Annotated in this window: 22 protein-coding genes, 3 tRNA genes and 1 pseudogene; 21 read left to right on the forward strand and 5 right to left on the reverse strand. The window is 36.8% G+C overall.

Translation table 11 applies throughout. The features are described from left to right. Positions 1–86: 86 nt before the first annotated feature. The 7 genes from rlmH (at position 87) to HF881_RS06860 (ending at position 3,267) form a co-directional block, all read left to right on the forward strand. Complete coding sequence (rlmH, locus tag HF881_RS06830) at positions 87–566, forward strand: 23S rRNA (pseudouridine(1915)-N(3))-methyltransferase RlmH (RefSeq protein ID WP_125848178.1); 480 nt, start codon at positions 87–89, stop codon at positions 564–566. A 43-nt stretch (positions 567–609) separates the two neighbouring features. Beyond that, positions 610–683, forward strand: a tRNA-Arg gene (locus HF881_RS06835). A 165-nt stretch (positions 684–848) separates the two neighbouring features. After that, the gene (gene comC / locus HF881_RS06840; protein WP_125848176.1) at positions 849–974 is read left to right on the forward strand and encodes a competence-stimulating peptide ComC; all 126 of its coding nucleotides are present in this window, start codon (positions 849–851) and stop codon (positions 972–974) included. Positions 975–996: 22 nt separating this feature from the next. After that, complete coding sequence (gene comD / locus HF881_RS06845) at positions 997–2,316, forward strand: competence system sensor histidine kinase ComD (RefSeq protein ID WP_125848174.1); 1,320 nt, start codon at positions 997–999, stop codon at positions 2,314–2,316. Beyond that, the gene (comE, locus tag HF881_RS06850) at positions 2,313–3,065 is read left to right on the forward strand and encodes a competence system response regulator transcription factor ComE (RefSeq protein ID WP_084948177.1); all 753 of its coding nucleotides are present in this window, start codon (positions 2,313–2,315) and stop codon (positions 3,063–3,065) included. Before comD ends, comE begins: the two co-directional genes overlap by 4 nt. 51 nt (positions 3,066–3,116) lie before the next feature. Then, positions 3,117–3,188 (forward strand) — tRNA-Glu (locus HF881_RS06855). A 5-nt stretch (positions 3,189–3,193) separates the two neighbouring features. Continuing rightward, positions 3,194–3,267: transfer RNA gene (locus tag HF881_RS06860), tRNA-Asn, on the forward strand. A 37-nt stretch (positions 3,268–3,304) separates the two neighbouring features. On the opposite strand, the gene HF881_RS06865 is transcribed toward HF881_RS06860, so the two are convergent. After that, positions 3,305–3,847, reverse strand: a complete 543-nt coding sequence (locus HF881_RS06865; RefSeq protein ID WP_169446884.1) for a TetR-like C-terminal domain-containing protein — start codon at positions 3,845–3,847, stop codon at positions 3,305–3,307. Between the two features lie 128 nt (positions 3,848–3,975). Between HF881_RS06865 and HF881_RS06870 the strand changes: the two are divergent. Then, positions 3,976–6,618: pseudogene (locus HF881_RS06870) on the forward strand (YhgE/Pip domain-containing protein). 21 nt (positions 6,619–6,639) lie between these two features. On the opposite strand, the gene HF881_RS06875 reads toward HF881_RS06870, so the two are convergent. Together HF881_RS06875 and HF881_RS06880 are read right to left on the reverse strand one after the other, a co-directional pair. After that, a complete protein-coding gene (locus HF881_RS06875) occupies positions 6,640–9,192 on the reverse strand; it encodes a YfhO family protein (RefSeq protein ID WP_169446885.1) in 2,553 nt (850 codons plus the stop codon). Between the two features lie 61 nt (positions 9,193–9,253). Beyond that, on the reverse strand, positions 9,254–10,876 hold the full coding sequence (locus HF881_RS06880) for an ATP-binding cassette domain-containing protein (RefSeq protein WP_169446886.1): 1,623 nt from the start codon (positions 10,874–10,876) through the stop codon (positions 9,254–9,256). A gap of 195 nt (positions 10,877–11,071) precedes the next feature. Here HF881_RS06880 and trpS point away from each other — a divergent pair, with 195 nt between their 5' ends. Continuing rightward, positions 11,072–12,097: a tryptophan--tRNA ligase gene (trpS, locus tag HF881_RS06885; protein ID WP_169446887.1), complete on the forward strand. Its 1,026-nt coding sequence runs from the start codon at positions 11,072–11,074 to the stop codon at positions 12,095–12,097. A gap of 166 nt (positions 12,098–12,263) precedes the next feature. After that, positions 12,264–13,742, forward strand: a complete 1,479-nt coding sequence (gene guaB, locus HF881_RS06890; RefSeq protein ID WP_169446888.1) for an IMP dehydrogenase — start codon at positions 12,264–12,266, stop codon at positions 13,740–13,742. 59 nt (positions 13,743–13,801) lie between these two features. On the opposite strand, the gene recF is transcribed toward guaB, so the two are convergent. Further along, positions 13,802–14,893: a DNA replication/repair protein RecF gene (recF, locus tag HF881_RS06895; RefSeq protein WP_169446889.1), complete on the reverse strand. Its 1,092-nt coding sequence runs from the start codon at positions 14,891–14,893 to the stop codon at positions 13,802–13,804. Positions 14,894–14,895: 2 nt separating this feature from the next. Further along, complete coding sequence (yaaA, locus tag HF881_RS06900) at positions 14,896–15,264, reverse strand: S4 domain-containing protein YaaA (RefSeq protein ID WP_125449141.1); 369 nt, start codon at positions 15,262–15,264, stop codon at positions 14,896–14,898. Between the two features lie 160 nt (positions 15,265–15,424). Between yaaA and HF881_RS06905 the strand changes: the two genes are divergently transcribed. The 11 genes from HF881_RS06905 to rpsB all read left to right on the forward strand — a co-directional run bounded on the left by HF881_RS06905 (position 15,425) and on the right by rpsB (position 25,477). Next, positions 15,425–16,675: a pitrilysin family protein gene (locus HF881_RS06905; RefSeq protein ID WP_169446890.1), complete on the forward strand. Its 1,251-nt coding sequence runs from the start codon at positions 15,425–15,427 to the stop codon at positions 16,673–16,675. Continuing rightward, entirely contained in the window at positions 16,672–17,955 is a 1,284-nt protein-coding gene (locus HF881_RS06910) for a pitrilysin family protein (RefSeq protein ID WP_169446891.1), read from the forward strand. The genes HF881_RS06905 and HF881_RS06910 overlap by 4 nt, the downstream gene beginning before the upstream one ends. 36 nt (positions 17,956–17,991) lie before the next feature. After that, entirely contained in the window at positions 17,992–18,813 is an 822-nt protein-coding gene (gene rodZ / locus HF881_RS06915; RefSeq protein WP_169446892.1) for a cytoskeleton protein RodZ, read from the forward strand. 10 nt (positions 18,814–18,823) lie between these two features. After that, positions 18,824–19,369, forward strand: a complete 546-nt coding sequence (gene pgsA / locus HF881_RS06920) for a CDP-diacylglycerol--glycerol-3-phosphate 3-phosphatidyltransferase (RefSeq protein ID WP_000712149.1) — start codon at positions 18,824–18,826, stop codon at positions 19,367–19,369. After that, positions 19,366–20,193 carry an energy-coupling factor ABC transporter ATP-binding protein gene (locus tag HF881_RS06925; RefSeq protein WP_169446893.1) on the forward strand — a complete coding sequence of 276 codons (828 nt, stop codon included), beginning with the start codon at positions 19,366–19,368 and terminating at the stop codon, positions 20,191–20,193. Before pgsA ends, HF881_RS06925 begins: the two co-directional genes overlap by 4 nt. Continuing rightward, entirely contained in the window at positions 20,178–21,017 is an 840-nt protein-coding gene (locus HF881_RS06930) for an energy-coupling factor transporter ATPase (RefSeq protein WP_169446894.1), read from the forward strand. The genes HF881_RS06925 and HF881_RS06930 overlap by 16 nt, the downstream gene beginning before the upstream one ends. After that, complete coding sequence (locus HF881_RS06935; protein ID WP_169446895.1) at positions 21,010–21,804, forward strand: energy-coupling factor transporter transmembrane protein EcfT; 795 nt, start codon at positions 21,010–21,012, stop codon at positions 21,802–21,804. Before HF881_RS06930 ends, HF881_RS06935 begins: the two co-directional genes overlap by 8 nt. Before the next feature lie 59 nt (positions 21,805–21,863). Then, positions 21,864–22,679 carry a rod shape-determining protein MreC gene (gene mreC, locus HF881_RS06940; protein WP_169446896.1) on the forward strand — a complete coding sequence of 272 codons (816 nt, stop codon included), beginning with the start codon at positions 21,864–21,866 and terminating at the stop codon, positions 22,677–22,679. A 2-nt stretch (positions 22,680–22,681) separates the two neighbouring features. Beyond that, a complete protein-coding gene (gene mreD / locus HF881_RS06945; RefSeq protein ID WP_125848146.1) occupies positions 22,682–23,176 on the forward strand; it encodes a rod shape-determining protein MreD in 495 nt (164 codons plus the stop codon). A 93-nt stretch (positions 23,177–23,269) separates the two neighbouring features. Then, entirely contained in the window at positions 23,270–24,475 is a 1,206-nt protein-coding gene (locus HF881_RS06950; RefSeq protein WP_169446897.1) for a CHAP domain-containing protein, read from the forward strand. Positions 24,476–24,697: 222 nt separating this feature from the next. Further along, on the forward strand, positions 24,698–25,477 hold the full coding sequence (rpsB, locus tag HF881_RS06955; RefSeq protein WP_002876048.1) for a 30S ribosomal protein S2: 780 nt from the start codon (positions 24,698–24,700) through the stop codon (positions 25,475–25,477). The last annotated feature ends 46 nt before the right edge of the window (positions 25,478–25,523 follow it).

The raw sequence follows: 25,523 nt of genomic DNA on the forward strand, positions 1-25,523 counted from the left end.
CGTTATTCTGTGAATTTGCTTGTTTTCCTATATAATTTTTTGTGAATAAGATGTGAAATGAAGTGTGAATATGTTAGAATAGAAGAATGAAAATAAAAATTGTAACAGTTGGAAAACTGAAGGAAAAATACCTTAAAGATGGTATTGCTGAATATACTAAACGAATTTCACGTTTCGCCACTGTAGAAATCATTGAGCTAGCTGATGAAAAAACTCCAGATAAGGCAAGTGAGTCAGAAAATCACAAAATATTAGAAATAGAGGGAAATCGAATTCTTTCTAAAGTTGGAGAAAGAGATTTTGTTGTTGTGTTGGCAATTGAAGGAAAAACTCTCTCTTCAGAAGAATTCAGTAAACAGCTGGAACAGGCTTCTATAAAGGGATTTTCTACCCTTACATTTATTATTGGTGGAAGTCTTGGACTATCCCCTTCTGTGAAGCATCGAGCTAATCTCTCTGTTAGTTTTGGGCGTTTAACTTTACCACATCAGTTAATGAGATTAGTCCTTGTTGAACAAATTTATCGTGCTTTTACGATTCAGCAGGGTTCTCCTTATCACAAATAGAATATTGACTTACTTCTTGTTTTTTGATAGAATGGTCATGTTAGGTCTCATAGCTCAGCTGGATAGAGCATTCGCCTTCTAAGCGAACGGTCGCAGGTTCGAATCCTGCTGGGATCAGTACATTAGATAAAAAGCTGGGATTACTCCCAGCTTTTTTCTTAAAAAAGTGCATTTCAGGTACAAAACAGTGCAGTTGAGAAGAAATTTTTCTTACATGGTCTTCATTTTGTATAATAGGTGTGTAAGTTAACTTACAAGAAAAACAATACAGGAGATTTTACTATGAAAAACACAATTAAATTGGAACAGTTTAAAGAAGTAACAGAGGCAGAATTGCAGGAGATTCGGGGTGGGGAATGGAGAATTCCAGACGTAATACGTAGTCTTCTTTTTCAAAAAAGAAAATAATTAAAAATTAGGGTAGGAAATAATGAATTTATTCGGATTGGCAATAGTTATTCTAGGTCTTTTTATTCTTAGCAGAAGTTATGAATGGATTTGTAAAACAACTATAAAAGAATTATATGTGTTCAGTATTTGGCTATTTATATTACAGTTAGTAGTTGAATTTTTCTTTTATTTTGTATCTTTACATGGATTAGGGGGAGAGAAATTTTTATTCCCTTTAGTGATATATGGTTATTTAAGAGGATTAAAGAAATATGATAAGTATAAAGGAATTTTTATTAGTTTATTAATTTCTCTTTTATATCACACTACCCATACATTCATATCGGTAACTTTATCCTCTATAACAGGAGATCAATTAGCATTACAACATGAAGATCTTTTCTTTTTGGTAGTTTTGTTATTAACCTATTTTATAATTAAAAAAATTATCACCTATTTCAACCTAGAACTTAAATATTTTGACAAAGACTATCTCTATTCTTTTTTGAAAAAAGTACTATATGCATTTATCTTCCTACATATCGTCTCTTTTATTTCAGATATCGTGAGTACTATTTCTCATTTAAATAGTTTTGGAAGTATTTTATCATCCGTAGTTTTTGTTGGACTCCTTTTAACCTTCTTTGCAATGAACTCTTACAAGGTTCAAGTTGAAAAAGACATTGCTTTGAAGCAGAAAAAATTTGAACAAAAACATTTACAAACCTATACAGATGAAATTGTTGGATTGTATAATGAAATTCGAGGATTTCGTCATGACTATGCAGGTATGCTTGTCAGCATGCAAATGGCAATTGACAGTGGAGATTTACAAGAAATTGACAGGATTTATAAGGAAGTCCTAGTCAAAGCAAATCAAAAATTGCGATCAGATAAGTATACTTACTTTGATTTAAACAATATAGCAGATTCTGCCTTACGAAGTTTGATTGCTCAATCAATCGTATATGCACGAAATAATGATGTAGAGTTTACATTGGAAGTAAAGGATGTTATTACTAGATTGTCAATAGATTTACTTGATCTTGTTCGCATCATGAGTATTCTCTTAAACAATGCTGTTGAAGGTGCTGCAGATAGTTACTTGAAACAAATGGAAGTTGCAGTCATTAAAATGGATTTTGAAACAGTTATAGTCATCCAGAATTCATGTAAAATTACTATGACGCCTTCAGAGGACCTATTTGCTTTAGGTTTCTCTACCAAGGGAAGAAATAGAGGTCTCGGACTTAATAGTGTCAAAGAGATTTTAGATAAGTATGACAACATTATTTTGGAAACAGAGATGGAAGACAGCACATTTAGACAAATTATTAGATTTAAGAGGGAATTTGAATGAAAGTATTAATTTTAGAAGATGTTATTGAGCATCAAGTGAGACTTGAGAGAATATTGAATGAAATCTCTGAGGAATCAAATATTCCTATTTCTTACAAGACAACAGGAAAAGTTCGTGAGTTTAAGGAATATATCGAAAATGATGAAGTAAATCAGCTTTATTTCCTAGATATCGATATTCACGGGATTGAGAAAAAGGGATTTGAAGTGGCACAGTTTATCCGTCATCACAATCCCTATGCTATTATTGTCTTTATTACTAGTCGATCTGAATTTGCTACTTTAACTTATAAATACCAGGTATCAGCCTTAGATTTTGTTGATAAAGACATCAATGATGAATTGTTTAAAAAACGTATCGAGCAGAGTATTTTTTACACTAAGAGCATGCTGCTTGAAAACGAAGATGTTGTAGACTATTTTGATTATAACTATAAGGGAAATGATTTGAAAATCCCTTACCATGATATTTTGTATATCGAAACAACAGGTGTTTCTCATAAACTGCGAATTATTGGTAAGAATTTTGCCAAAGAGTTCTATGGAACCATGACAGATATTCAGGAAAAGGACAAACATACCCAGCGATTTTATTCTCCTCATAAATCTTTCCTAATCAATATTGGAAATGTGAGAGAAATTGATCGAAAGAATCTAGAAGTTGTCTTTTATGAAGATCATCGCTGCCCCATCACTCGTTTGAAAGTTCGTAAACTGAGAGATATTCTAGAGAAAAAATCTAAAAAGTGATTGACAATTAGTAAGAAATTGATATAATGGTTATATCTGCTACAGATAGATGGTCCGTTGGTCAAGGGGTTAAGACACCGCCTTTTCACGGCGGTAACACGGGTTCGAATCCCGTACGGACTATTTTATCCGCCATAGCTCAGTTGGTAGTAGCGCATGACTGTTAATCATGATGTCGTAGGTTCGAGTCCTACTGGCGGAGTCAGATAAAAAGAACACCTGATGGTGTTCTTTTTCTTTTAGTTTGTATCACCTAACATTTTCATAAGGAAGTCGGTCATTTCTCGCGGACTTTCTTTTTTTCCGTGAGCAATCCAAGTCTGGCAAACACCAAATAGGGCATTTGTTAGATAAATACTGCTGTATTCTAATTCAATTGGATTGAGTTGTAGTTGCATAAAACGTTTCTGAAGATCAGTACTAAGCATAATATGCAGTTTATTTCTCAAGAAATTTTGAATTTCTTTTGTACCATTTTCAGATAAGAGTGCAGCCAAGAGTGGCTCAGACTCTAAATATTCAAATACTTCTAAAATAGCATCTCTTTTATGATGAGCATGTTTTTGGAAAATATACTCAAAGGTATGAAAGAGCTTACTTTGGTAATGCTCAATCATATCATACTTATCCTTGTAGTGAGTGTAAAAGCTGGAACGACTGATTCCGGCTTTTTCTGCTAACTTGACAGTAGAAATTTGATCAAAGGGTTGGTCCATCAATAATTGAACCATGGCATTTTCGATAATTCGTTTTGTTTTTAAACGTTTGTTACTTTCTTTCATACTTCCTCCTTGTATACAAAAATAGACGATGTGTCTAAAAAAGTATTTTTTACCTTGTAATTTGGATTTTTTGATGTATAATCTATTATATCAAAATTTTAGACAATATGTGTAAAAAAGGAGGAAACATGTTTAAAGAGTGGAAAGCAATATTTAAAAAACCGACCTTTATCATTGTAATGATAGGGATTTCTCTCATTCCAGCTTTATACAACATTATATTTTTATCATCCATGTGGGATCCTTATGGCCAATTATCAGAGCTACCTGTAGCAGTTGTCAATAAAGATAAGGAAGCTTCTTATAATGGACAGACGATGACAATAGGTGAAGACATGGTGTCTAATTTGAAAGAAAATAAGGCTTTAGATTTTCATTTTGTTAATGAAGAGGAGGGGGAAAAAGGCCTAGAAGATGGTGACTACTACATGGTAGTGACTTTACCAAGTGACTTGTCTGAAAAAGCTGCTTCTATCCTAACAAATCATCCTGAACAGATGCAGATTGATTATCAGACTTCAAGTGGACATAGTTTTATCGCTAGCAAGATGAGTGATTCTGCAATGACACAATTAAAACAAACCGTTTCTACTAATGTAACTGAAACGTATACCAAGGCTTTATTTCAAAAAATGAATGACTTAAAGTCTGGAGTAAACAAGGCAGCTGATGGAAGTGAACAATTGGCTAATGGAGCGAATCAGTTGGTGACGGGAAGTCAAACGTTGACGGCAAATCTTAATACTCTAGCTAACTCAAGTGTAACATTTTCAAATGGAACGGAGCAGTTTACTAAAGGATTATCCTCTTATGTCTCTGGTGTTGAACAACTTCATCTTGGCTTAGGGAATTTTAATAGTGGTTTAGTTACATATACTGGTGCAGTGAGTCAATTAGATAGCGGATTAGGTCAATTATCTTCTAAAAGTCCTGAATTAGTAGGAGGAATCAATCAACTATATACTGGTGTAGAGTCCTATACTGGCGGTGTTTCTCAGCTCAATGCTGGTCTTAATCAATTTTCATCTGGTGTTAGTGCTTACACTAATGGAGTGGGAAGTCTTGCAACAGGTGCTAATCAGTTATCCAATCAATCAGCTACACTTCGAATGGGTGTGGAGCAATTAAGTGAAGGAATTCAACAACTTTCTAGCAAGTTAGATGCTTCGTCTGAGCAAAAAGATCAAATTAATCAATTATCTTCTGGTTTGAATCAGTTAAATCAAGCTATTCAAAATATTGATGTTGGAGATACAAAACAATTAGATTCTGTTTTATCAAGTATAGTATCTCTTTCTAATCAAATGTTAGCAAGTGCTCAGTCTGATAAAGCGACTACATTAGCTAATATTCAATCGACAGCAGCTTATCAATCATTGACAAGTGAGCAACAAGCTGAGATAAGCGCTTCTGTATCTCAAAATTCGACTGATAGTATTCAATCAGCACAGTCAATTGTAGCTTTAGTTCAAGGTTTACAGGGAAGTTTAGAAAACTTACAAAATCAATCTTCTAATCTTTCGACTTTAAAAAATCAAGCTAATCAAGTATTACCGCTTGCTTCTACTTCTTTGACAGGATTGTCAAGTGGATTAACAGAAATACAAGGAGCAGTTGCTAGCCAATTAGTTCCTGCCAGTCAGTCGATTGCATCAGGTGTAAACGCATATACTGCAGGTGTTGATAAAGTTTCTCAGGGCGCAAATCAACTAAGTGAAAAGAATTCCACCTTGACAGGTAGTTTGGATTAACTAGTTTCAGGCTCAAATACCTTGACACAAAAATCTTCTAACTTGACAGCAGGAGTCAGTCAATTAGTTGAAAAAACTCCAGAATTAGTATCAGGTATAGAAAGCTTGTCATCTGGTTCTTCTCAATTGAATAATAAGAGTCCAGAGTTAATAGCAGGTCTTGCTGCATTACAATTTGGCTCTAGTCAATTGACAGATAAATCAACACAGTTACTTTCTGCAGTATCTCAACTAGGAAGTGGCGCTATGAAGGTTGCAGATGGTGCTGGAAAACTAGCAGCTGGTGGAACAACCTTAACCTCTAGTCTTGAAGATTTACAGACAGGAGTTGATTCGTTAGGAAAAGGATTAGGCAATGCGAATAATCAACTCAAATCAGCTTCAACAGAATCTGAAAATGCAGAAACATTATCTAATCCTCTAGTTCTCTCAAAAACAGATAATGACCAAGTTCCTGTAAATGGGATTGCCATGGCTCCTTATATGATATCAGTTGCTCTTTTTGTTGCTGCTATATCTACTAATATGATTTTTGCGAAGTTGCCTTCTGGACGTCATCCAGAGAGTCGTTGGGCTTGGTTGAAGTCTCGTTCAGAAATAAATGGGATTATAGCTGTCTTAGCAGGTGTTTTAGTTTATGGAGGTGTCCATCTTATTGGATTGACTGCGAACCATGAGATGAGGACTTTGATTCTAATTATAATCACAAGTTTAGCTTTCATGTCTATGGTGACAGCTTTAACAACTTGGAATAGCCGTTTAGGAGCCTTCTTCTCTCTTATTTTACTATTATTACAGTTAGCATCAAGTGCAGGGACTTATCCACTTGCTTTGACAAATGATTTCTTTAAAGGTGTCAATCCTTGGTTACCAATGAGTTATTCTGTATCAGGCTTACGACAAACAATCTCTATGACAGGAAATATTCATCACCAAGTGATTTTCCTTATTATAACACTAGCTTTCTTTACTGCTTTAGGTATGCTAGCTTATCAACCTAAGAAAATGGAAGAAGATTAAAAAGATTGACCAATTCTTTGGTCAATCTTTTTCTGTATTAGATAAATTTTGTCTGTGATTATAGATCCCAAAAAGAAGAAGGGCAGTTAATGAGCAGGCTGCTCCAATAACAAAACCATTGGGGATAAAGGAAAGTGTAATGGTGCCTTTTCCCTTTGGAACATCAACTTTCATAAAACCAGTTTGAGCCTGCTTGATTTCAAGTTTTTTCCCATCTTGGTATGCAGACCAACCTTTGTCATAAGGAATAGTGAAGAAAATAGAGGTATCTTGTTTTACTTCATATGTAGCAAAGACTTTATTTTTAGAGGTGGATACTTCTACAGGTTGTTCTTTAATCTTTTGGATTGCCTCAGTAAGAGCCTGAGTATCTAAACGATAGAAGGTTGGAGATTCAAATGACACTTGAGAATTTTCAGGAAAGCTAACACTGATATTGAAAGTTTTTTGTTCTTCTGTATAGCCTAAATTAAAGAAATTAAAAGCATTGTCAGTTGTAAAAGTCTTCTTTTCTCCATTGACAAGGATGTCAACTTTCTTTTGCTTATCGTTTGTAAAATGAAGATTTGAAAAAGAGAGATATACTTGACTATTTTGAGGAACCTCAATTTGATAATCAATCTTTGCATCTTCATTCGCAGAACCTGTGATGCTCGTTAAACCTTCAGAATTATCTGTTTTATCATATGTTATTTGGGAGAAGTAATCTAAGTTGAGATTAGCAAGCTGGTTTATAAACAAAGCCTGATTATCCAGAGTGTGATTGTTAAAGTTTACATCTGTGTAAATAGATTGAGTAGCAAAAGCAATGGGGAGGGAAAGTTGATTTTTATATAAGGTTAAATGATCCTTTTGATAAATCTCTTGAAATCCATATTTATCAAGGGGAGTTTCTGAAATGTTGTACTGGATTCCAAATAAACTGTCCGCCAAAATACTGTTATTTGCATAACGGAGATTGAGGTTGGTTCCAGAGGATTTGAATCCAAGTTTGTCCAAACTAGTGCTAGCTGAACGATTTCGAACAGATGAAAATTGAGAGATTCCATTGTAGTTAAATTTCATACTGTCATTTCCAGTTTGAATTTGCAGTTTCTCAGTACGTGTAAATGGATTGTCAATTTGATTTATAATGGATTCCATAGCAATGATATCTCTATTATAGGCGCTACGAGAAGCAAAGGCCCATTCTTTAGCGATTCCTTCCATTTGAGATGAAGCGTTTAAGCTTATCTCAGCTGTTATAAATAAAGACAAAAGAATTGCAAATAGATTTACAGAGATAAATTTTCTGATGACTGCAAGGAGTAAAAGTGAATAAACTAGGAAAAATTCAAGAGTGAGTAAGATATTCAAATCTGTTAAAAAAGAATAGTGTGATTTAAAGTATACGGTAGCCAAGAATCCTGTTAGTACAAGAAAAAGTGAGATAAATAGATTCCAGAGCTTCAGTTCTTTCAGGCGATTTAAGACTTCTGCTGCAGTATAAATTAACAGAGTAGAAAAGATCCAAGCATAGCGATGCAAAAACATATTTGGGGTATGCATCCCCTGCCAAAATAAATCAAGTGCCTCTATGTAAAAGCTTGTTATTAAAAAAGTGAAGAAGATTGCATAGATAAGTTTCACGTGAAACTTAATAGATTTTATTGTGAAAAATAGAATGGTTAAAATAAAAGGAAGCAGTCCAACAAAAATCATTGGTATAGATCCATACTTAGTTGTATCAAAAGATCCAATGAATTGTTTTGCGAAAATATCTAAATACCAGCTACTGTCTGTCTTTAATTTTGTGATGGCAGTTAACTTCTCCCCATGAGTTTGTAAATCAAACAATGTAGGAAGAGTCATAATCAAACTAGCCATTCCTGCTAAAAAGGAAGTAACAACAAAATCAAGAAAAGATGATTTTCGATTTTTAAAGTCCCATGAAATTTGGCAGAGATACCAGAAAATAAGAAACAATGCTGTCATATATCCAAAATAATAGTTTTGAATAAACAAGATTGACAGACTTGTAAAGTATAGTAGGCGCTTATTTTCTGTTATAAGTAGGTGTAAACCAGTTATAATTAAAGGAATCAAGATAAAAACATCTAGCCAGGTTTTTATCTCTAACTGACTGACGGTAAAGCTCATCAGAGCATAGGAGGTGGATAAGGCCAGTTTTAAAAATTTTGGGATATCTTTAAATAATTTATTCAAACTAAAGAAGGTTGACAGACCAATCAATCCAAATTTTAATAGAGTGGTCAGATATACAGCATCTGGCATATTCGACAGATTAAAAAAGTAAACTAGAGGTGAGAGAAAACTACCCAAGTAATAACTAGATAGAGCATAGAAATTCAGTCCGAGGCCACTTGTAAAGGTGTAAAACAAACTACCATTTCCATGTAGAATATTCCGTAAAGCCACATCAAAAATAACGTATTGATGGAAACCATCTCCTAATAGTGGGGATGTATCACTATTCCAGTAGATACCTTGAGATAGATATACTTCAGACATAATCACTACAGGAATGATGAAAGAAATAAAATAGGTCCAATATGTTTTAAAAAATGATTTCATGTTACCTCATAGAATGGTAGAAAACTCAGTTGGTTAACCCAACTGAGTTTTGAAGTCATATTTAGTCTCTCCAAAGTTCTTTAACTTTTGCTTGTACTTCTGCATTTTCTAGGAATTCATCATAGGTTTCATCAATACGATCAATGACACCATTCTTAGACAAAACAATAATATGGTTTGCCAAAGTTTGAATGAACTCGTGATCATGACTGGCAAAGATGATGGATTCTTTAAAGTTTTTCAATCCATCGTTCAAGCTTGAGATAGATTCCAAGTCCAAGTGATTTGTTGGGTCATCGAGTACAAGGACATTTGATTTCAAAAGCATAAGTTTTGAAAGCATGACACGCACTTTTTCTCCCCCTGACAAGACGTTTACAGGTTTGTTAACCTCATCTCCAGAGAAGAGCATACGACCAAGGAAACCACGTAAGAAGGTATTGTCATCTTCTTCTTTACTTGCAAATTGACGCAACCAGTCAAGGATTGACTCTCCTCCTGCAAAATCGGCCGAGTTATCTTTTGGCAAGTAAGAACGGCTAGTAGTAACTCCCCACTTGACAGTTCCTTCATAGTCAATGTCACCCATGATTGCACGAATTAATGCAGTCGTTTGGATGTCATTTTGTCCAATAAGAGCTGTCTTATCACCTGGACGCAAGATGAAACTAATATTATCCAAGATAGTTTCACCATCAATCTTGACAGTTAGATTTTCTACTGTCAAGAGATCATTACCAATTTCACGCTCTGCTTTAAAGTTGATAAATGGATATTTACGACTGGATGGCACAATTTCTTCTAGTTCAATCTTGTCAAGCATTTTTTTACGAGATGTTGCCTGTCTTGATTTAGAAGCATTAGCAGAGAAACGAGCAACGAATTCTTGCAATTGCTTAATTTTTTCTTCCGCTTTGGCATTACGGTCTGCTAACAATTTAGCAGCAAGCTCAGAAGATTCCTTCCAGAAGTCATAGTTTCCAACATAGAGTTTGATTTTTCCAAAGTCAAGGTCGGCCATGTGAGTACATACTTTGTTTAGGAAGTGGCGGTCGTGGGATACTACGATAACTGTGTTATCAAAGTCAATCAAGAAGTCTTCTAGCCATGTAATTGATTGGATGTCCAAACCGTTGGTTGGCTCGTCCAAGAGAAGAACATCTGGTTTGCCAAAAAGTGCTTTGGCAAGGAGAACTTTTACTTTTTCACCATTGGCCAATTCACTCATGTTTTGATAGTGCAATTCTTCAGGAATGTTTAGGTTTTGAAGTAGTTGAGATGCTTCACTCTCTGCTTCCCAACCTCCAAGTTCAGCAAACTCCCCTTCGAGTTCAGCTGCACGAACACCATCTTCATCGGAAAAATCTTCCTTCATGTAAATAGCATCTTTCTCTTTCATAATGCTATAAAGTTTTTCATTTCCCATGATAACGACATCAATTGCACGTTCATCTTCATAGTCAAAGTGATTTTGACGGAGAACAGAGAGACGTTCATCTGGACCAAGAGAGATGTGACCAGTTGTAGGTTCGATATCACCAGCTAAAATTTTTAAGAATGTAGACTTCCCAGCACCATTAGCACCAATTAATCCGTATGTATTTCCTTCTGTAAATTTGATGTTGACATCATCAAAAAGTTTGCGATCACTAAAACGTAGTGAAACATCAGATACTGTAAGCAATGTTTTTCTCCTATAATATGTAATATATTTATTCTACTAGAAAAGAGTGAAATATTCAAATTTTTATTTGTCAATTTTATGTAAACTAAGTTTACAATTTTATTTACAGTGAATAAGCTCTTTGATTTAAATAATTTTCTGTTATTTTAACAAAAAAATGCTATAATTGAAGAGACCATTTCGAAGGAGAAAAAAATGACGAAACCCATTATTTTAACAGGAGACCGTCCAACAGGTAAACTGCATATTGGACATTATGTTGGTAGTCTAAAAAATAGAGTATTACTACAGGAAGAAGATAAGTATGAGATGTTTGTTTTTTTGGCGGACCAACAAGCACTGACAGATCACGCTAAGGATCCTCAAACGATTGTAGAGTCTATTGGGAATGTTGCCTTGGATTACCTAGCAGTTGGATTGGATCCAAGTAAATCAACTATTTTCATTCAAAGTCAGATTCCAGAGTTGGCTGAGCTGTCTATGTACTATATGAACTTGGTATCACTAGCTCGTTTGGAGCGTAATCCGACAGTAAAAACAGAGATTGCTCAAAAAGGATTTGGAGAAAGTATTCCAACAGGTTTTCTGGTTTATCCAATCGCTCAGGCAGCGGACATCACAGCCTTTAAGGCTAATTATGTTCCTGTAGGAACAGACCAAAAACCAATGATTGAACAAACTCGTGAAATTGTTCGTTCCTTTAACAATGCTTATAATTGTGATGTATTGGTTGAGCCAGAAGGTATTTATCCAGAAAATGAGAGAGCAGGTCGACTACCTGGATTAGATGGAAATGCTAAAATGTCTAAATCACTCAATAATGGTATTTATCTAGCCGATGATGCCGATACTTTGCGTAAAAAAGTCATGAGTATGTATACAGACCCGGATCATATTCGGGTTGAGGATCCCGGTAAGATTGAAGGAAATATGGTTTTCCATTATCTAGATGTGTTTGGTCGTCCAGAAGATGCTCAAGAAATTGCGGATATGAAAGAACATTATCAACGTGGTGGTCTTGGTGATGTGAAGACGAAACGCTATCTACTTGAAATATTAGAACGGGAACTTGGTCCTATTCGTGAGCGCCGTATCGAATTTGCTAAGGATATGGGTGAAGTGTACAATATGCTTCAAAAAGGAAGTGAAAAAGCTCGTGAAGTTGCAGGGCAAACTCTGTCTGAGGTTAAGGAAGCAATGGGGCTAAATTATTTCAAATAAAATAATAGATAAAATATGAATCGTAAAACTATCTCTTCCATAGAATCATAGAGATAGTTTTTTTATGTTTTCTGCCATAAATATAATTGACAAATTTTCATAGAATGGTATGATAGATACAATACAAAAAGAGTCAAGCTCAAAAGAAAGAAAAGAGGAAACTTCAATGTCTAATTGGGATACTAAATTTTTGAAAAAAGGTTTTACCTTTGATGATGTATTGCTCATTCCAGCAGAAAGTCATGTGTTGCCTAATGATGCAGATTTAACAACAAAATTGGCAGATAATCTGACTTTAAATATCCCAATTATTACAGCCGCCATGGATACAGTCACAGAAAGTCAAATGGCTATTGCCATTGCTCGTGCGGGTGGTCTTGGAGTAATCCATAAAAATATGTCTATTGCACAACAGGCAGATGAAGTTCGCAAGGTAAAACGTTCTGAAAATGGTGTCATTATTGATCCATTCTTCTTGACTCCAGAACACACTATTGCTGAAGCAGACGAGCTGATGGGACGCTACCGTATCAGTGGTATTCCAGTTGTGGAGACACTTGAAAATCGTAAATTGGTTGGTATTCTAACAAACCGAGATCTTCGCTTTATTTCAGATTACAATCAACCAATCTCAAACCATATGACCAGTGAAAATCTTGTCACGGCTCCTGTTGGCACAGATCTTGCAACAGCTGAACATATTCTTCAAGAACATCGTATTGAAAAACTTCCTTTGGTTGACGAAGAAGGCCGTCTTTCTGGCTTGATTACTATTAAGGATATTGAAAAAGTTATTGAGTTTCCAAATGCTGCTAAAGATGAGTTTGGTCGTCTACTAGTTGCAGGTGCGGTAGGTGTCACTTCAGATACATTTGAACGTGCCGAAGCCCTTTTTGAAGCAGGTGCTGACGCAATTGTTATTGATACTGCGCATGGTCACTCTGCTGGGGTTCTACGTAAAATTGCTGAGATTCGTGCTCACTTCCCAGATCGCACTTTGATTGCTGGTAATATTGCAACTGCAGAAGGTGCGCGTGCTCTTTATGATGCGGGTGTGGATGTTGTCAAAGTCGGTATCGGACCAGGTTCTATCTGTACTACTCGTGTGATTGCAGGTGTGGGTGTCCCACAAGTGACAGCAATTTATGATGCGGCAGCAGTTGCGCGTGAATATGGAAAAACGATTATTGCTGATGGTGGAATCAAATATTCTGGAGATATTGTAAAAGCCCTCGCCGCAGGTGGAAATGCAGTTATGCTTGGATCAATGTTTGCTGGAACAGACGAGGCACCAGGTGAAACGGAAATCTTCCAAGGACGTAAATTTAAGACTTACCGTGGTATGGGATCAATCGCTGCAATGAAGAAAGGTTCAAGTGACCGTTACTTCCAAGGTTCTGTCAATGAAGCAAACAAACTTGTTCCAGAAGGAATTGAAGGTCGTGTTGCCTATAAAGGTGCAGCAGCTGATATTGTCTTCCAAATGATTGGTGGTATTCGCTCTGGTATGGGTTACTGTGGTGCAGCTAACCTTAAAGAATTGCACGACAACGCTCAATTTATTGAAATGTCAGGTGCTGGTCTCAAAGAAAGTCACCCACATGATGTTCAAATTACTAATGAGGCACCAAACTACTCCATGTAAGAAACAAAAAAGAACTCCTGAATTTCAGGAGTTCTTTTTTGTTTACAAAGGTGTCAATTTTAATTTACAGATATTTTACCGTTTTGGATATTGAAAATACTAAGATTTTCTGGTAAGTTTTGCAAGTGGTCTAAACTTGTTGTTGTAATGAAGGTTTGGATAGATTGTGAAATAGTTTCTAGTAATTTTAGTTGTCGTGTGTTGTCAAGTTCGCTCATAACATCGTCAAGCAAGAGTATTGGAGACTCGTTAGTAATGCTTTCCATTAGTTCAATCTCTGCTAGTTTGATAGAAAGTACAAGACTACGATGTTGACCTTGACTTCCAAAACTAGCATCCATATCATTGATATAAAAAGAAATATCATCTCGATGAGGACCAACACCAGTATTCTTTTTAAATAAATCTCTTGATCTACTTTTCTCTAAAGCCATTTTAAAAGAATCCATTAAGACTTCTTCATTAGTGAAGTTGACAGTTGATTGATAAGATATTGACAACTCTTCTGATTGATTTGAAATTTCTAAGTGTTTTTTTTGACCAAATTTCTCTAAGTCTTTAATGAATTTTATCCGATGCTTTATGACGCGGCAACCATACTCTACTAACTGATCATCTAAGACCGACAAAAATGTTTCGTCAATCTTTTGACTGGATTTTAGGTAAGTATTTCTTTGCTTGAGTATATGGTTATAGTTTGACAGGTCTGACAAGTAGATTGGTTTAATTTGTCCCAGTTCTATATCTATAAACTTTCGACGAACGGAGGGCGCTCCTTTAATTAACTGGAGATCTTCAGGTGCGAAGAGAACCACATTCATATGTCCGATATAGTCTGAGAGGCGAGCTTGTTTTAAGTGATTGACTTTAGTCACACGTCCTTTTGGTGTTAAATCAATTTCTAGAGGGATAGAGCCTGTTTTTTTCTGTAGTAAGCCAGAAAGATGGAGTTGTTCTTCATCAAAATGAATGAGATTTTTATCTGTTCGAGTACGATGACTACGTGTTAAGGCCAAGAAATAGATTGCTTCTAGAATATTGGTCTTTCCTTGTGCATTTTGACCTAGAAAGACGTTTAATTTTGGATTAAAATCAATTTTCGTCTCTTTGTAGTTTCGAAAGGTTTTTATTGTTAAATGTTGGAGCCACATGATTATCTTCCTGGAAAACGTGGAGCTTGTTTGGTTTTAGGTGATAAAGTAGTTTTTTGTTTTTCTTTCTTTACACCCTTATTCATCTCTTTGACAAGTTTAGCAATCCGCTCTTTTTCAATCTTATCTGCTTGGTATTCTTCTTGCTCTTTTAAACTTGGTTGTGTCAAGGTGATGTCAATCTTTAAATCAGGGATGTCAATTGTATCTCCAATACGGATTTTTTTCCCACGTCTACTTTCTAATTCACCATTAAAGTAAACTTGATGTTCCATTAAAAAGGATTTAATAGCACCACCGCTCTGTATAATTCCAAGCTCTTTTAGAAGGGCTTGGAGCGTAATAAATTCTTCAAATAATTTGTATTCCATAATTCACCTCAATCTTTGGTATTATACCATATTTTCCCTGAAATATCTGAAGGAAAGTCAGTCAAAATGAAAACGATTTTACTTTTGAAAGCTATAAAGAGAACAAGAAAAATTTTGATTTTCGTGGTATAATAGAACTCTATATGTAAGGAGGTAAGGTATGGAGTTGGTGCCTGGAATTTCAGCACATTTTGTTCAATCCAAAAAGTTTAAAACAAATAAAATTACTGTTCGTTTTACTGCTCCCTTATCTCTTGAGACAATAGCAGGACGCATGTTAAGTGCAAGTATGTTGGAAACTGCCAATAAAGCTCACCCAACATCTCAAGCTTTTCGCAGATACTTGGCAAGTTTGTATGGAGCGGATATTTCCACAAGTGCTTATCGTAGGGGACAGGTACATATTCTTGACCTGACATTTACCTATGTGAGGGATGATTTTTTAAGTAAAAAGAATGTCTTGACTTCTCAAATTTTTGAACTGGTAAGACAGACTTTATTTGCCCCCTTAGCTCAAGATGGTGCTTTTGAGCCAGCCTTATTTGAAATTGAAAAAAAACAATTATTGGCTAGTTTAGCTACTGATATGGATGATTCATTTTATTTTGCTCATAAGGAGTTGGATAGCTTGTTCTTCCATGATGAGCGTCTTCAATTGAGATACAGTGATTTGCGAAAACGTATTTCAAATGAGTCTCCGGAAAGTAGCTACACTTGCTTTCAAGATGCTCTGAAAAATGATCGAATTGATTTCTTTTTCTTGGGCGATTTTAATGAAGTAGAAGTGAAGGAGTGGTTGAGGTCATTCTCCTTTACTGGGCGTCAACTCCATGTCAAACCTCAGTACAAGCAACCATATTCAAATGTCCTTCGGGAAGGAATGGTTCGTAAGAATGTGGGCCAATCCGTTTTGGAATTGGCTTACCATTGTTCTACGAGCTATGGAGACAAGCATCATTTGGCCATGGTAGTAATGAATGGTCTGTTAGGTGGTTTTGCTCACTCTAAGCTTTTTACGAATGTTCGGGAAAATGCTGGTCTAGCCTACACTATCTCCAGTCAATTGGATTTATTTAGTGGTCAATTGAGGATGTATGCTGGCATTGATCGAGAAAAGCGCAATCAAGCTAGAAAATTGATGAATCATCAATTACTTGAACTAAAAAAAGGTAATTTTACAGATTTGGAGATTGAACAGACCAGGGAGATGATTCGCAGAACTTTATTGCTTGCGCAAGATAGTCAGACCTCACTAATCGAGCGAGTTTACTTGAATAGTTTGTTAGGGAAATCTACCTCAGATTTTGACAATTGGATTGAAAAATTAAATCAAGTTGATAAAGAAACTATCTGCAAAGCAGCAAATAGTGTCCGGTTACAAGCGATATACTTTATGGAAGGAATAGAATGACACCAGTTACCTTTGAAGAAAAATACTATCCTGCTGTAAAGGAGACGGTTTATCAGACTCGTCTATCAAATGGATTGACAGTTTCTCTCCTTCCTAAGAAACAATTTAATGAAGTTTATGGAGTTGTAACAGTTCGATTTGGATCAGTAGACACAAGTTTTACACTATCTAAAAAAGGTTTACAGTGTTATCCAGCTGGAATTGCACATTTTCTTGAACACAAACTGTTTGAGAGAGAAAATGCTGAAGATATTATGGAGTCTTTTACACGCTTGGGAGCTGATAGCAATGCTTTTACAAGTTTTACAAAGACGAGTTATTTGTTTTCAACAATAGATCATTTATCAGAAAATTTGGATTTGCTTGAAGAATTGGTAACAGTTGCTCATTTTACAGAAGAGTCAGTTGAGAGAGAGAGGGAAATTATCCAACAGGAACGTGAGATGTACCAAGACGATCCAGATTCGCGTCTGTTTTTTGCAACATTAGCAAATCTTTATCCCAATACTCCTCTGGCAGCGGATATTGTTGGAAGTGAAAAATCAATTAACAATATTCAGCTAAATGACTTAAAAAATAACTTTACAGCCTTTTACAAACCTGTCAATATGTCTTTGTTTTTAGTTGGGAATTTTGATGTAGGTACGGTTGAGAAGTATTTTTCGCAAAAAAAACTTAGAAACTTGGAAGAAATGGTATTAAGGAAGGAGAAGCTTACTTTACAAGCTGTCAAAGAAACAGATAGCCTTCGGATGGAAGTTTCTTCACCAAAACTTGCTGTTGGAATTAGGGGAGTAGGTGAGGTGTCAGAAGAAGATTGCTACCGTTATAATATTTTGCTAAAATTATTGTTTACGATGCTGTTTGGTTGGACTTCTGAGCGATTTCAAAAGTTATATGAGACAGGGAAGTTGGATGCCTCGCTGTCCTTAGAGGTAGAAGTGAATAGCCGCTTTCATTTTGTGATGTTGACGATGGAAACGAAAGAACCTGTTTCTTTGTCTCATCAATTTCGAAAGGCTATTCGCAACTTTACGAAAGATTCAGATCTTACAGAGGAACATCTCGATCTTGTTAAGAGTGAGATGTTTGGGGAATTTTTCAGTAGTATGAACTCCTTGGAGTTTATTGCGACACAGTATGAACCAGTCGACAGAGGAGAAACTATTTTTGATTTACCAAAAATTTTACAAGAAATTACTTTAGACGATGTTCTTGAAGCAGGTCATCGTTTGATAGATGATGGTGATCTAGTTGATTTTACAATCTTTCCAGCTTAAAAGATTAAGTAACCCTAGAAAGAAGGAATGCTAAGTATGAGAAAAAAAACAATTGGTGAGGTGCTTCGTTTAGCCAGAATAAATCAGGGATTGAGTATAGAAGAACTGCAGGCAAAAACGGATATTCAGATGAATTTATTAGAGGCTATGGAGGCTGATGATTTTGATCAACTTCCTAGTACCTTCTATGCTCGTTCTTTTTTAAGAAAATATGCTTGGGCGGTTGAATTGGATGAACGAATTATTTTGGATGCCTATGATTCAGGTAGTATGATCACTTATGAAGAGGTAGATGTCGACGAAGAAGACTTGTCTGGTCGCAGACGATCAAATAAGAAAAAAACGTCTTATCTCCCCTTGTTTTATTTCGTTCTATTTGCTTTGTCAATTTTAATTTTTGTCACTTACTATGTTTGGAACTACATCCAAACTCAGCCAAGTCTTTCTTCAGCTAATTATAGTGTTGTTAGCTCGACTAGTTCAACAACCTCATCTAGTTCATCTTCTAGTAGTCAGACATCTAGCTCGTCTTCTACTACGGAATCAACTATTACAGTGTCAGGCGAAGGAAACCGCATTGAAGCTCGGTATAAAACGAGTAAGGAAACCGCTACTGTTCAACTGGCAGTATCAGATGCAACTAGTTGGGTAAGTGTTTCAGGAAGTGAGCTGGAGGGTGGTGTGACACTATCCGCAGACAATAAGAATGCAAAAACAACAGTTTCAACTAAGAATCCCGTTACCATTACTTTAGGTGTAGTGAAGGGAGTTACTGTGACTGTGGACAATCAAATGATTGATACTTCCAAGCTGACAACTCAGACTGGAACTGTAACACTTACATTTACTACAGATTAAGGAAAAATCAATGAAAAAAGAACAAATTCCTAATGTATTAACTATTGGTAGAATTCTCTTTATACCTCTCTTTATTCTTATTTTGACTTTGGGCCATTCACAAGGCAGTCATTTGCTGGCAGCGATCATCTTTGCAGTTGCTAGTATAACGGATTATCTTGATGGTTATCTTGCTCGTAAATGGAATGTGGTCAGCAATTTTGGAAAGTTTGCTGATCCGATGGCCGATAAGCTATTGGTTATGTCAGCTTTTATCATGTTGATTGAGTTAGGTATGGCTCCAGCTTGGGTTGTTGCTATTATCATCTGTCGTGAACTTGCGGTGACAGGCTTGCGTTTGTTGCTTGTTGAGACGGGAGGGACAGTTCTAGCAGCAGCGATGCCAGGGAAAATCAAGACCTTTAGTCAGATGTTTGCCATTATCTTTTTGCTCTTACATTGGAATTTAATTGGTCAGCTGTTGCTTTATATAGCTTTGTTTTTCACTATCTACTCTGGCTATGATTATTTCAAGGGTAGCGCTCATGTATTCAAAGGGACATTTGGTTCGAAATGAAATCGATTATTGAAGTAAAAGATCTGTCTTTTCGTTACAAGGAAGATCAGGATCATTATGATGTTAATAATGTCTCGTTTCACGTGAAACGGGGAGAATGGCTTTCGATTGTAGGTCATAATGGGAGTGGAAAATCGACAACTATCCGTTTGATTGATGGCTTGCTCGAAGCAGAGTCTGGAGAAATCTGGATAGATGGGCAATTGCTGTCCTCTGAGAATGTTTGGGACTTGCGTCGACAAATTGGTATGGTTTTTCAAAATCCAGATAACCAGTTTGTGGGCGCAACTGTTGAAGATGATGTTGCCTTTGGTTTAGAAAATCAGGGACTTCCTCGTGAAGAAATGAAAAAGAGAGTGGCTGAATCTTTGGAGTTGGTAGGTATGCTGGACTTTAAGAAGAGAGAACCAGCTCGTTTGTCTGGTGGACAAAAACAACGTGTGGCTATTGCAGGGGTTGTTGCCTTGAGACCAGCTATTTTAATTTTGGACGAGGCTACAAGTATGTTGGACCCCGAGGGACGAAGAGAACTGATTCAGACAGTTCAAGAGATTCGAAAAGACCACCAGATGACAGTCGTTTCCATTACACATGACTTAGAGGAAGTTGCGATGAGTGACCGTGTCTTGATCATGAAAAAAGGCCAAGTGGAGTCAACCAGCAGCCCAAGAGAACTTTTTTCTCGGGATGACCTTGACCATATAGGGTTAGATGAGCCTTTTACGAATCAATTGAGAGAATCTTTGAGAGAGACTGGCTATCAGTTGCCGGATGGCTATTTGACAGAAGGAGAGCTAGAGGATAAGTTATGGGAATTACTCTAGAAAATGTGAGCTTTACCTATCAAGAGGGAAGTCCCCTATCTTCATCAGCCTTGGCTGATGTTTCCTTGACGATTGAGGATGGCTCCTATACAGCTTTGATAGGACATACAGGTAGTGGAAAATCGACGATTTTACAGCTTTTAAATGGCCTATTGGTACCAAGTAAGGGTTCTGTTCGAGTTTTTGACACTGTCATTACCCCTACATCAACCAATAAAGAAATTCGTCAGATTCGAAAGCAGATTGGTCTAGTGTTTCAATTTGCTGAAAATCAGATTTTCGAAGAGACTGTTTTGAAAGATGTTGCATTTGGACCGCAAAATTTTGGAGTTTCTGAGGAAGAGGCCAAGAAGATTGCGCGTGAAAAGTTAACCTTGGTGGGCATCAATGAGTCACTCTTTGAGCGCAGTCCTTTTGAACTTTCTGGTGGCCAAATGAGACGTGTGGCTATAGCAGGTATGCTAGCCATGGAGCCAACTGTCTTGGTTTTGGATGAGCCAACAGCAGGGCTAGATCCTCTGGGCAGAAAAGAATTGATGGCCTTGTTTAAAAAACTCCACCTTTCTGGAATGACAATCGTTCTGGTAACGCATTTGATGGATGACGTAGCTGAGTATGCTGATCAGGTCTACGTTATGGAAAAGGGGCGTTTAGTCAAAAGTGGCAAACCGAGTGAAGTTTTTCAAGATGTAGCCTTTATGGAAAATGTGCAGTTAGGTGTGCCTAAAATCACAGCCTTTTGTAAACGTTTGGCAGATAGGGGTGTAACTTTTAAAAAACTGCCAATCAGAATAGAGGAGTTTAAGGAGTCGCTAAATGGATAGTATGATTTTAGGGCGTTATATACCAGGGGATTCCATCATTCATCGCTTGGATCCCCGTAGCAAATTGCTCGCCATGATCCTGCTGATTTTGATTGTATTTTGGGCTAATAATCCCCTCGCTAATCTCATTCTTTTTGTAGCGACAGGTATATTTATCGCTTTGTCGGGCGTTTCCCTCTCATTTTTCGTTCAGGGATTAAAGTCCATGTTCTTCTTGATTGCTTTTACGACTCTTTTTCAGCTCTTTTTCATTTCAAGTGGAAATGTCTTATTTGAGTTTTCTTTTATAAAAATAACGGATTATGCTTTGCAACAAGCAGGAATCATTTTCTGTCGTTTTGTGTTGATTATTTTCTTTTCAACTTTGCTAACGTTAACGACCATGCCTTTGAGTCTGGCAGCTGCAGTTGAAGCTCTTTTAGCGCCTCTGAAACGCGTGAAAGTTCCCGTTCATGAAATTGGTCTCATGTTATCAATGAGTTTGCGTTTTGTTCCAACCTTGATGGATGACACAACGAGAATTATGAATGCTCAAAAGGCCCGTGGAGTTGACTTTGGTGAGGGAAGCATCGTTCAAAAAGTAAAGGCTATGATTCCGATTTTAATTCCTCTTTTTGCGACGAGCTTAAAGCGTGCAGATTCATTGGCAATTGCCATGGAAGCGCGTGGTTATCAGGGAGGAAAGGGCAGAAGCCAGTATAGACAGTTGAGATGGAGTCAAAAGGATACACTGGCGATTCTTGTGATTCTGGTGCTGGGATGTCTCTTATTTTTCTTAAAATCTTAGTGGATTTGTAAGATTGATAAAAAATCACAGTAGTAGATCTTTAGTAAAAAGGTAGGAATATGAACCGTTTTAAAAAATCAAAATATCTAATCATCGTTTTTGTCACAGTTCTGGCAGTTTCTGTACTATTAGTGACAACCTATTCAAGTGCTATTGTGACAAAACTAGGAGATGGGATTTCCTTAGTAGATAGAATTGTTCAAAAACCCTTTCAGTGGTTTGATGCTTTCAAATCGGATTTGGGACATTTGACGCAGACGTACAATGAAAACGAAAGTCTAAAAAAACAACTCTATCAATTAGAGGTGGAGTCTAATCAATCAGAACGTTTAAAAACAGAAAATGAACAACTACGTCAGTTGCTAGAGATGAAGTCAAAATTACAGGCTACAAAAACCTTAGCAGCAGATGTGATTATGCGTGCTCCAGTATCTTGGAAGCAAGAGTTAACAATTGATACGGGAAGTTCAAAAGGAGTTTCTGAAAACATGTTGGCCATTGCAAACGGTGGCTTGGTTGGTAGTGTTTCAAAAGTAGAGGAGCATTCAACAACGGTCAACTTATTGACAAACACTGAAAATTCCGACAAAATTTCTGTTAAAATCCTGCATGGTTCTACTGAAATATACGGAATCATCGTTGGTTATGACAAGGAAACTGAACTGCTTAAAATCAGTCAATTAAATAGTAATAGTGACATCAGTGCTGGAGATAAGGTGACTACAGGGGGGCTAGGAAACTTTAATGTCAAAGATATTCCTGTTGGAGAGATTGTTGGTACAACGCACAGCAGTGACTATCTAACACGAGAGGTAACTGTAAAGTTAAGTGCTGATATCAAAGATCTTCATGTGGTAGAGTTAGTGGGGAATTAGCAATGAGACTGTTTAAACAAGTTGGTATATTCTTTTTACTCCCTTTTGTCGTGCTAATTGATGCTCATATTAGTCAATTGGTGGGATCCTTCTTCCCCCACTTTCATTTAGCCAGTCATTTTCTATTTTTGTTTCTCTTATTTGAGACAATCGAAGTATCGGAATATCTCTACCTAGCCTATTGTTTTATAGTGGGCTTGGTTTATGATATTTATTTTTTCCACTTGATTGGAATTGCCACGCTTTTGTTTATCTTGATAGGTGCTTCGCTCCACAAGTTTAACAGCGTGATTTTGACAAATCGTTGGACAAGGATGTTGACCATTATTGTGATCAGTTTTCTGTTTGATATGGGGAGTTATCTTCTAGCTCTTGCTGTGGGATTGACTGTAGATTCTATGCCGGTTTTCATTGTCTATAGCCTTGTCCCTTCAATGATTCTGAACTTCTTATGGATGGCGATTTTCCAATACATTTTTGAAAAATATTATCTATGAGAAAGAAATATAAATGTAACAAAGGCGTAATATTTATTATGTCTTTTTTTGGTATACTAGTAATGTCTCAAATAGAAGGAGTATCGACAGAATATGAAGAAAAAAATCTTAGCGTCACTTTTGTTAAGTACAGTATTGGTCTCACAAACAGCAGTATTGACAACTGTTCGTGCAGAAACAACTGATGAAAAAATTGCTGCTCAAGATAATAAAATTAGCAGTTTAACAGAGCAACAACAAGAAGCTCAAAAGCAAGTGGATCAAATCCAAGGTCAAGTTTCAACAATTCAAGCAGAGCAAGCAAGCTTGCAAGCTGAAAACGAAAAATTACAAGCTGAATCTAAAAAACTTGAAGGAGAAATTACAGAGCTTTCTAAAAATATCGTGGCTCGTAATGCTTCTTTAGAAAAACAAGCACGTAGCGCACAGACAAATGGAGCTGCGACTAGCTACATTAATACAATTGTAAACTCAAAATCAATCACAGAAGCCATTTCGCGTGTTGCTGCAATGAGCGAGATTGTATCGGCTAACAACAAAATGTTGGAGCAACAAAAGGCTGATAAAAAAGCAATTTCTGATAAACAAGTAGCCAATAATGAAGCAATCAATACAGTTATTGCTAACCAACAAAAACTGGCTGATGATGCGCAGGCATTGACAACTAAGCAAGCTGAGTTGAAGGTTGCAGAGTTGAATCTTGCTGCTGAAAAAGCTACTGCAGAAGGTGAAAAAGCTAGTTTGCTAGAGAAGAAAGCAGCAGCAGAGGCAGAAGCACGTGCTGCAGCAGAAGCTGAAGCAGCTTACAGAGCACGTCAAACAAGCCAACAGCAGTCAGTTGTTGCTTCTGGAAACACAAGTTTCTCAGCTCAAGTACAGGCAACATCAACAACTGACGATGAGGATTCAAGCTACACTCCAGCACCTGCGGCAGCGCCTGCTAGACAACGCCCAACTTACAGCTCAAATGCTTCAAGTTATCCAACTGGTGAATGTACTTGGGGAGCTAAAACATTGGCACCTTGGGCTGGAGATTACTGGGGCAACGGAGCTCAGTGGGCAACAAGTGCAGCCGCAGCAGGATTCCGTACAGGTTCAACTCCACAAGTTGGTGCGATTGCATGCTGGAATGATGGTGGTTATGGACACGTAGCGGTTGTTACAGCAGTTTCATCATCAACTCGTATTCAAGTATCAGAATCAAACTACGGTGGAGATCGTACAATCGGAAACAAACGTGGATGGTTCAACCCAACTACAACTTCTGAAGGTTATGTAACATACATCTATCCAAACTAATGTATAAAACGAAGAGACTCAATCGAGTCTCTTTTAATGTTTTTATCCGAAAGTCCTACTAAAATTCTACTAAATAGCTTGAAAATACTGTTGAAATATGATAGAATAAAACTTGTCGTGTAAACGATAATACTCATTCTTGATGAATTGTGAAACTGTTGCCCTTGGGTCGTTTTGCAAGCTGAAATCTAGAAGAGGAAAAAACAAAAAGGAGAAATACTCATGGCAGTAATTTCAATGAAACAACTTCTTGAGGCTGGTGTACACTTTGGTCACCAAACTCGTCGCTGGAACCCTAAGATGGCTAAGTACATCTTCACTGAGCGTAACGGAATCCACGTTATCGACTTGCAACAAACTGTAAAATACGCTGACCAAGCATATGACTTTATGCGTGATGCAGCAGCTAACGATGCAGTTGTATTGTTTGTTGGTACTAAGAAACAAGCTGCTGACGCTGTTGCTGAAGAAGCTGTACGTTCAGGTCAATACTACATCAACCACCGTTGGTTGGGTGGAACTCTTACTAACTGGGGAACTATCCAAAAACGTATTGCTCGTTTGAAAGAAATCAAACGTATGGAAGAAGAAGGAATTTTCGACGTTCTTCCTAAGAAAGAAGTTGCACTTCTTAACAAGCAACGTGCACGTCTTGAAAAATTCTTGGGTGGTATCGAAGACATGCCTCGTATCCCAGATGTAATGTACGTAGTTGACCCGCATAAAGAGCAAATCGCTGTTAAAGAAGCTAAAAAATTGGGTATCCCAGTTGTAGCGATGGTTGACACAAACACTGATCCAGATGATATCGATGTAATCATCCCAGCTAACGATGATGCTATCCGCGCTGTTAAATTGATCACAGCTAAATTGGCTGATGCTATCATCGAAGGACGTCAAGGTGAAGATGCAGCAGCAGTTGAAGCAGAATTTGCAGCTTCAGAAGCTCAAGCAGACTCAATCGAAGAAATCGTTGAAGTTGTAGAAGGCGACAACGCTTAATTCATATAAATAGTAATTACCTAGGAGGGCGGGGCGTAGCCCGGCT

Origin of the sequence: Streptococcus sp. WB01_FAA12 (assembly GCF_012843315.1) — a bacterium.
In the GTDB taxonomy this organism is placed as follows: domain Bacteria; phylum Bacillota; class Bacilli; order Lactobacillales; family Streptococcaceae; genus Streptococcus.

What these genes read in the sequence shown, in the direction of transcription:
- mreD (WP_125848146.1), top strand. Translation starts at nt 22,682, where the DNA reads ATGAGACTGTTTAAACAAGTTGGTATATTCTTTTTACTCCCTTTTGTC.
- rlmH (WP_125848178.1), top strand. Translation starts at nt 87, where the DNA reads ATGAAAATAAAAATTGTAACAGTTGGAAAACTGAAGGAAAAATACCTT.
- pgsA (WP_000712149.1), top strand. Translation starts at nt 18,824, where the DNA reads ATGAAAAAAGAACAAATTCCTAATGTATTAACTATTGGTAGAATTCTC.
- comC (WP_125848176.1), top strand. Translation starts at nt 849, where the DNA reads ATGAAAAACACAATTAAATTGGAACAGTTTAAAGAAGTAACAGAGGCA.
- HF881_RS06925 (WP_169446893.1), top strand. Translation starts at nt 19,366, where the DNA reads ATGAAATCGATTATTGAAGTAAAAGATCTGTCTTTTCGTTACAAGGAA.
- HF881_RS06875 (WP_169446885.1), bottom strand. Translation starts at nt 9,192, where the DNA reads ATGAAATCATTTTTTAAAACATATTGGACCTATTTTATTTCTTTCATC.
- comD (WP_125848174.1), top strand. Translation starts at nt 997, where the DNA reads ATGAATTTATTCGGATTGGCAATAGTTATTCTAGGTCTTTTTATTCTT.
- HF881_RS06930 (WP_169446894.1), top strand. Translation starts at nt 20,178, where the DNA reads ATGGGAATTACTCTAGAAAATGTGAGCTTTACCTATCAAGAGGGAAGT.
- HF881_RS06865 (WP_169446884.1), bottom strand. Translation starts at nt 3,847, where the DNA reads ATGAAAGAAAGTAACAAACGTTTAAAAACAAAACGAATTATCGAAAAT.
- yaaA (WP_125449141.1), bottom strand. Translation starts at nt 15,264, where the DNA reads ATGGAATACAAATTATTTGAAGAATTTATTACGCTCCAAGCCCTTCTA.
- rodZ (WP_169446892.1), top strand. Translation starts at nt 17,992, where the DNA reads ATGAGAAAAAAAACAATTGGTGAGGTGCTTCGTTTAGCCAGAATAAAT.
- rpsB (WP_002876048.1), top strand. Translation starts at nt 24,698, where the DNA reads ATGGCAGTAATTTCAATGAAACAACTTCTTGAGGCTGGTGTACACTTT.
- trpS (WP_169446887.1), top strand. Translation starts at nt 11,072, where the DNA reads ATGACGAAACCCATTATTTTAACAGGAGACCGTCCAACAGGTAAACTG.
- HF881_RS06905 (WP_169446890.1), top strand. Translation starts at nt 15,425, where the DNA reads ATGGAGTTGGTGCCTGGAATTTCAGCACATTTTGTTCAATCCAAAAAG.
- guaB (WP_169446888.1), top strand. Translation starts at nt 12,264, where the DNA reads ATGTCTAATTGGGATACTAAATTTTTGAAAAAAGGTTTTACCTTTGAT.
- HF881_RS06935 (WP_169446895.1), top strand. Translation starts at nt 21,010, where the DNA reads ATGGATAGTATGATTTTAGGGCGTTATATACCAGGGGATTCCATCATT.
- HF881_RS06950 (WP_169446897.1), top strand. Translation starts at nt 23,270, where the DNA reads ATGAAGAAAAAAATCTTAGCGTCACTTTTGTTAAGTACAGTATTGGTC.
- HF881_RS06910 (WP_169446891.1), top strand. Translation starts at nt 16,672, where the DNA reads ATGACACCAGTTACCTTTGAAGAAAAATACTATCCTGCTGTAAAGGAG.
- recF (WP_169446889.1), bottom strand. Translation starts at nt 14,893, where the DNA reads ATGTGGCTCCAACATTTAACAATAAAAACCTTTCGAAACTACAAAGAG.
- mreC (WP_169446896.1), top strand. Translation starts at nt 21,864, where the DNA reads ATGAACCGTTTTAAAAAATCAAAATATCTAATCATCGTTTTTGTCACA.
- comE (WP_084948177.1), top strand. Translation starts at nt 2,313, where the DNA reads ATGAAAGTATTAATTTTAGAAGATGTTATTGAGCATCAAGTGAGACTT.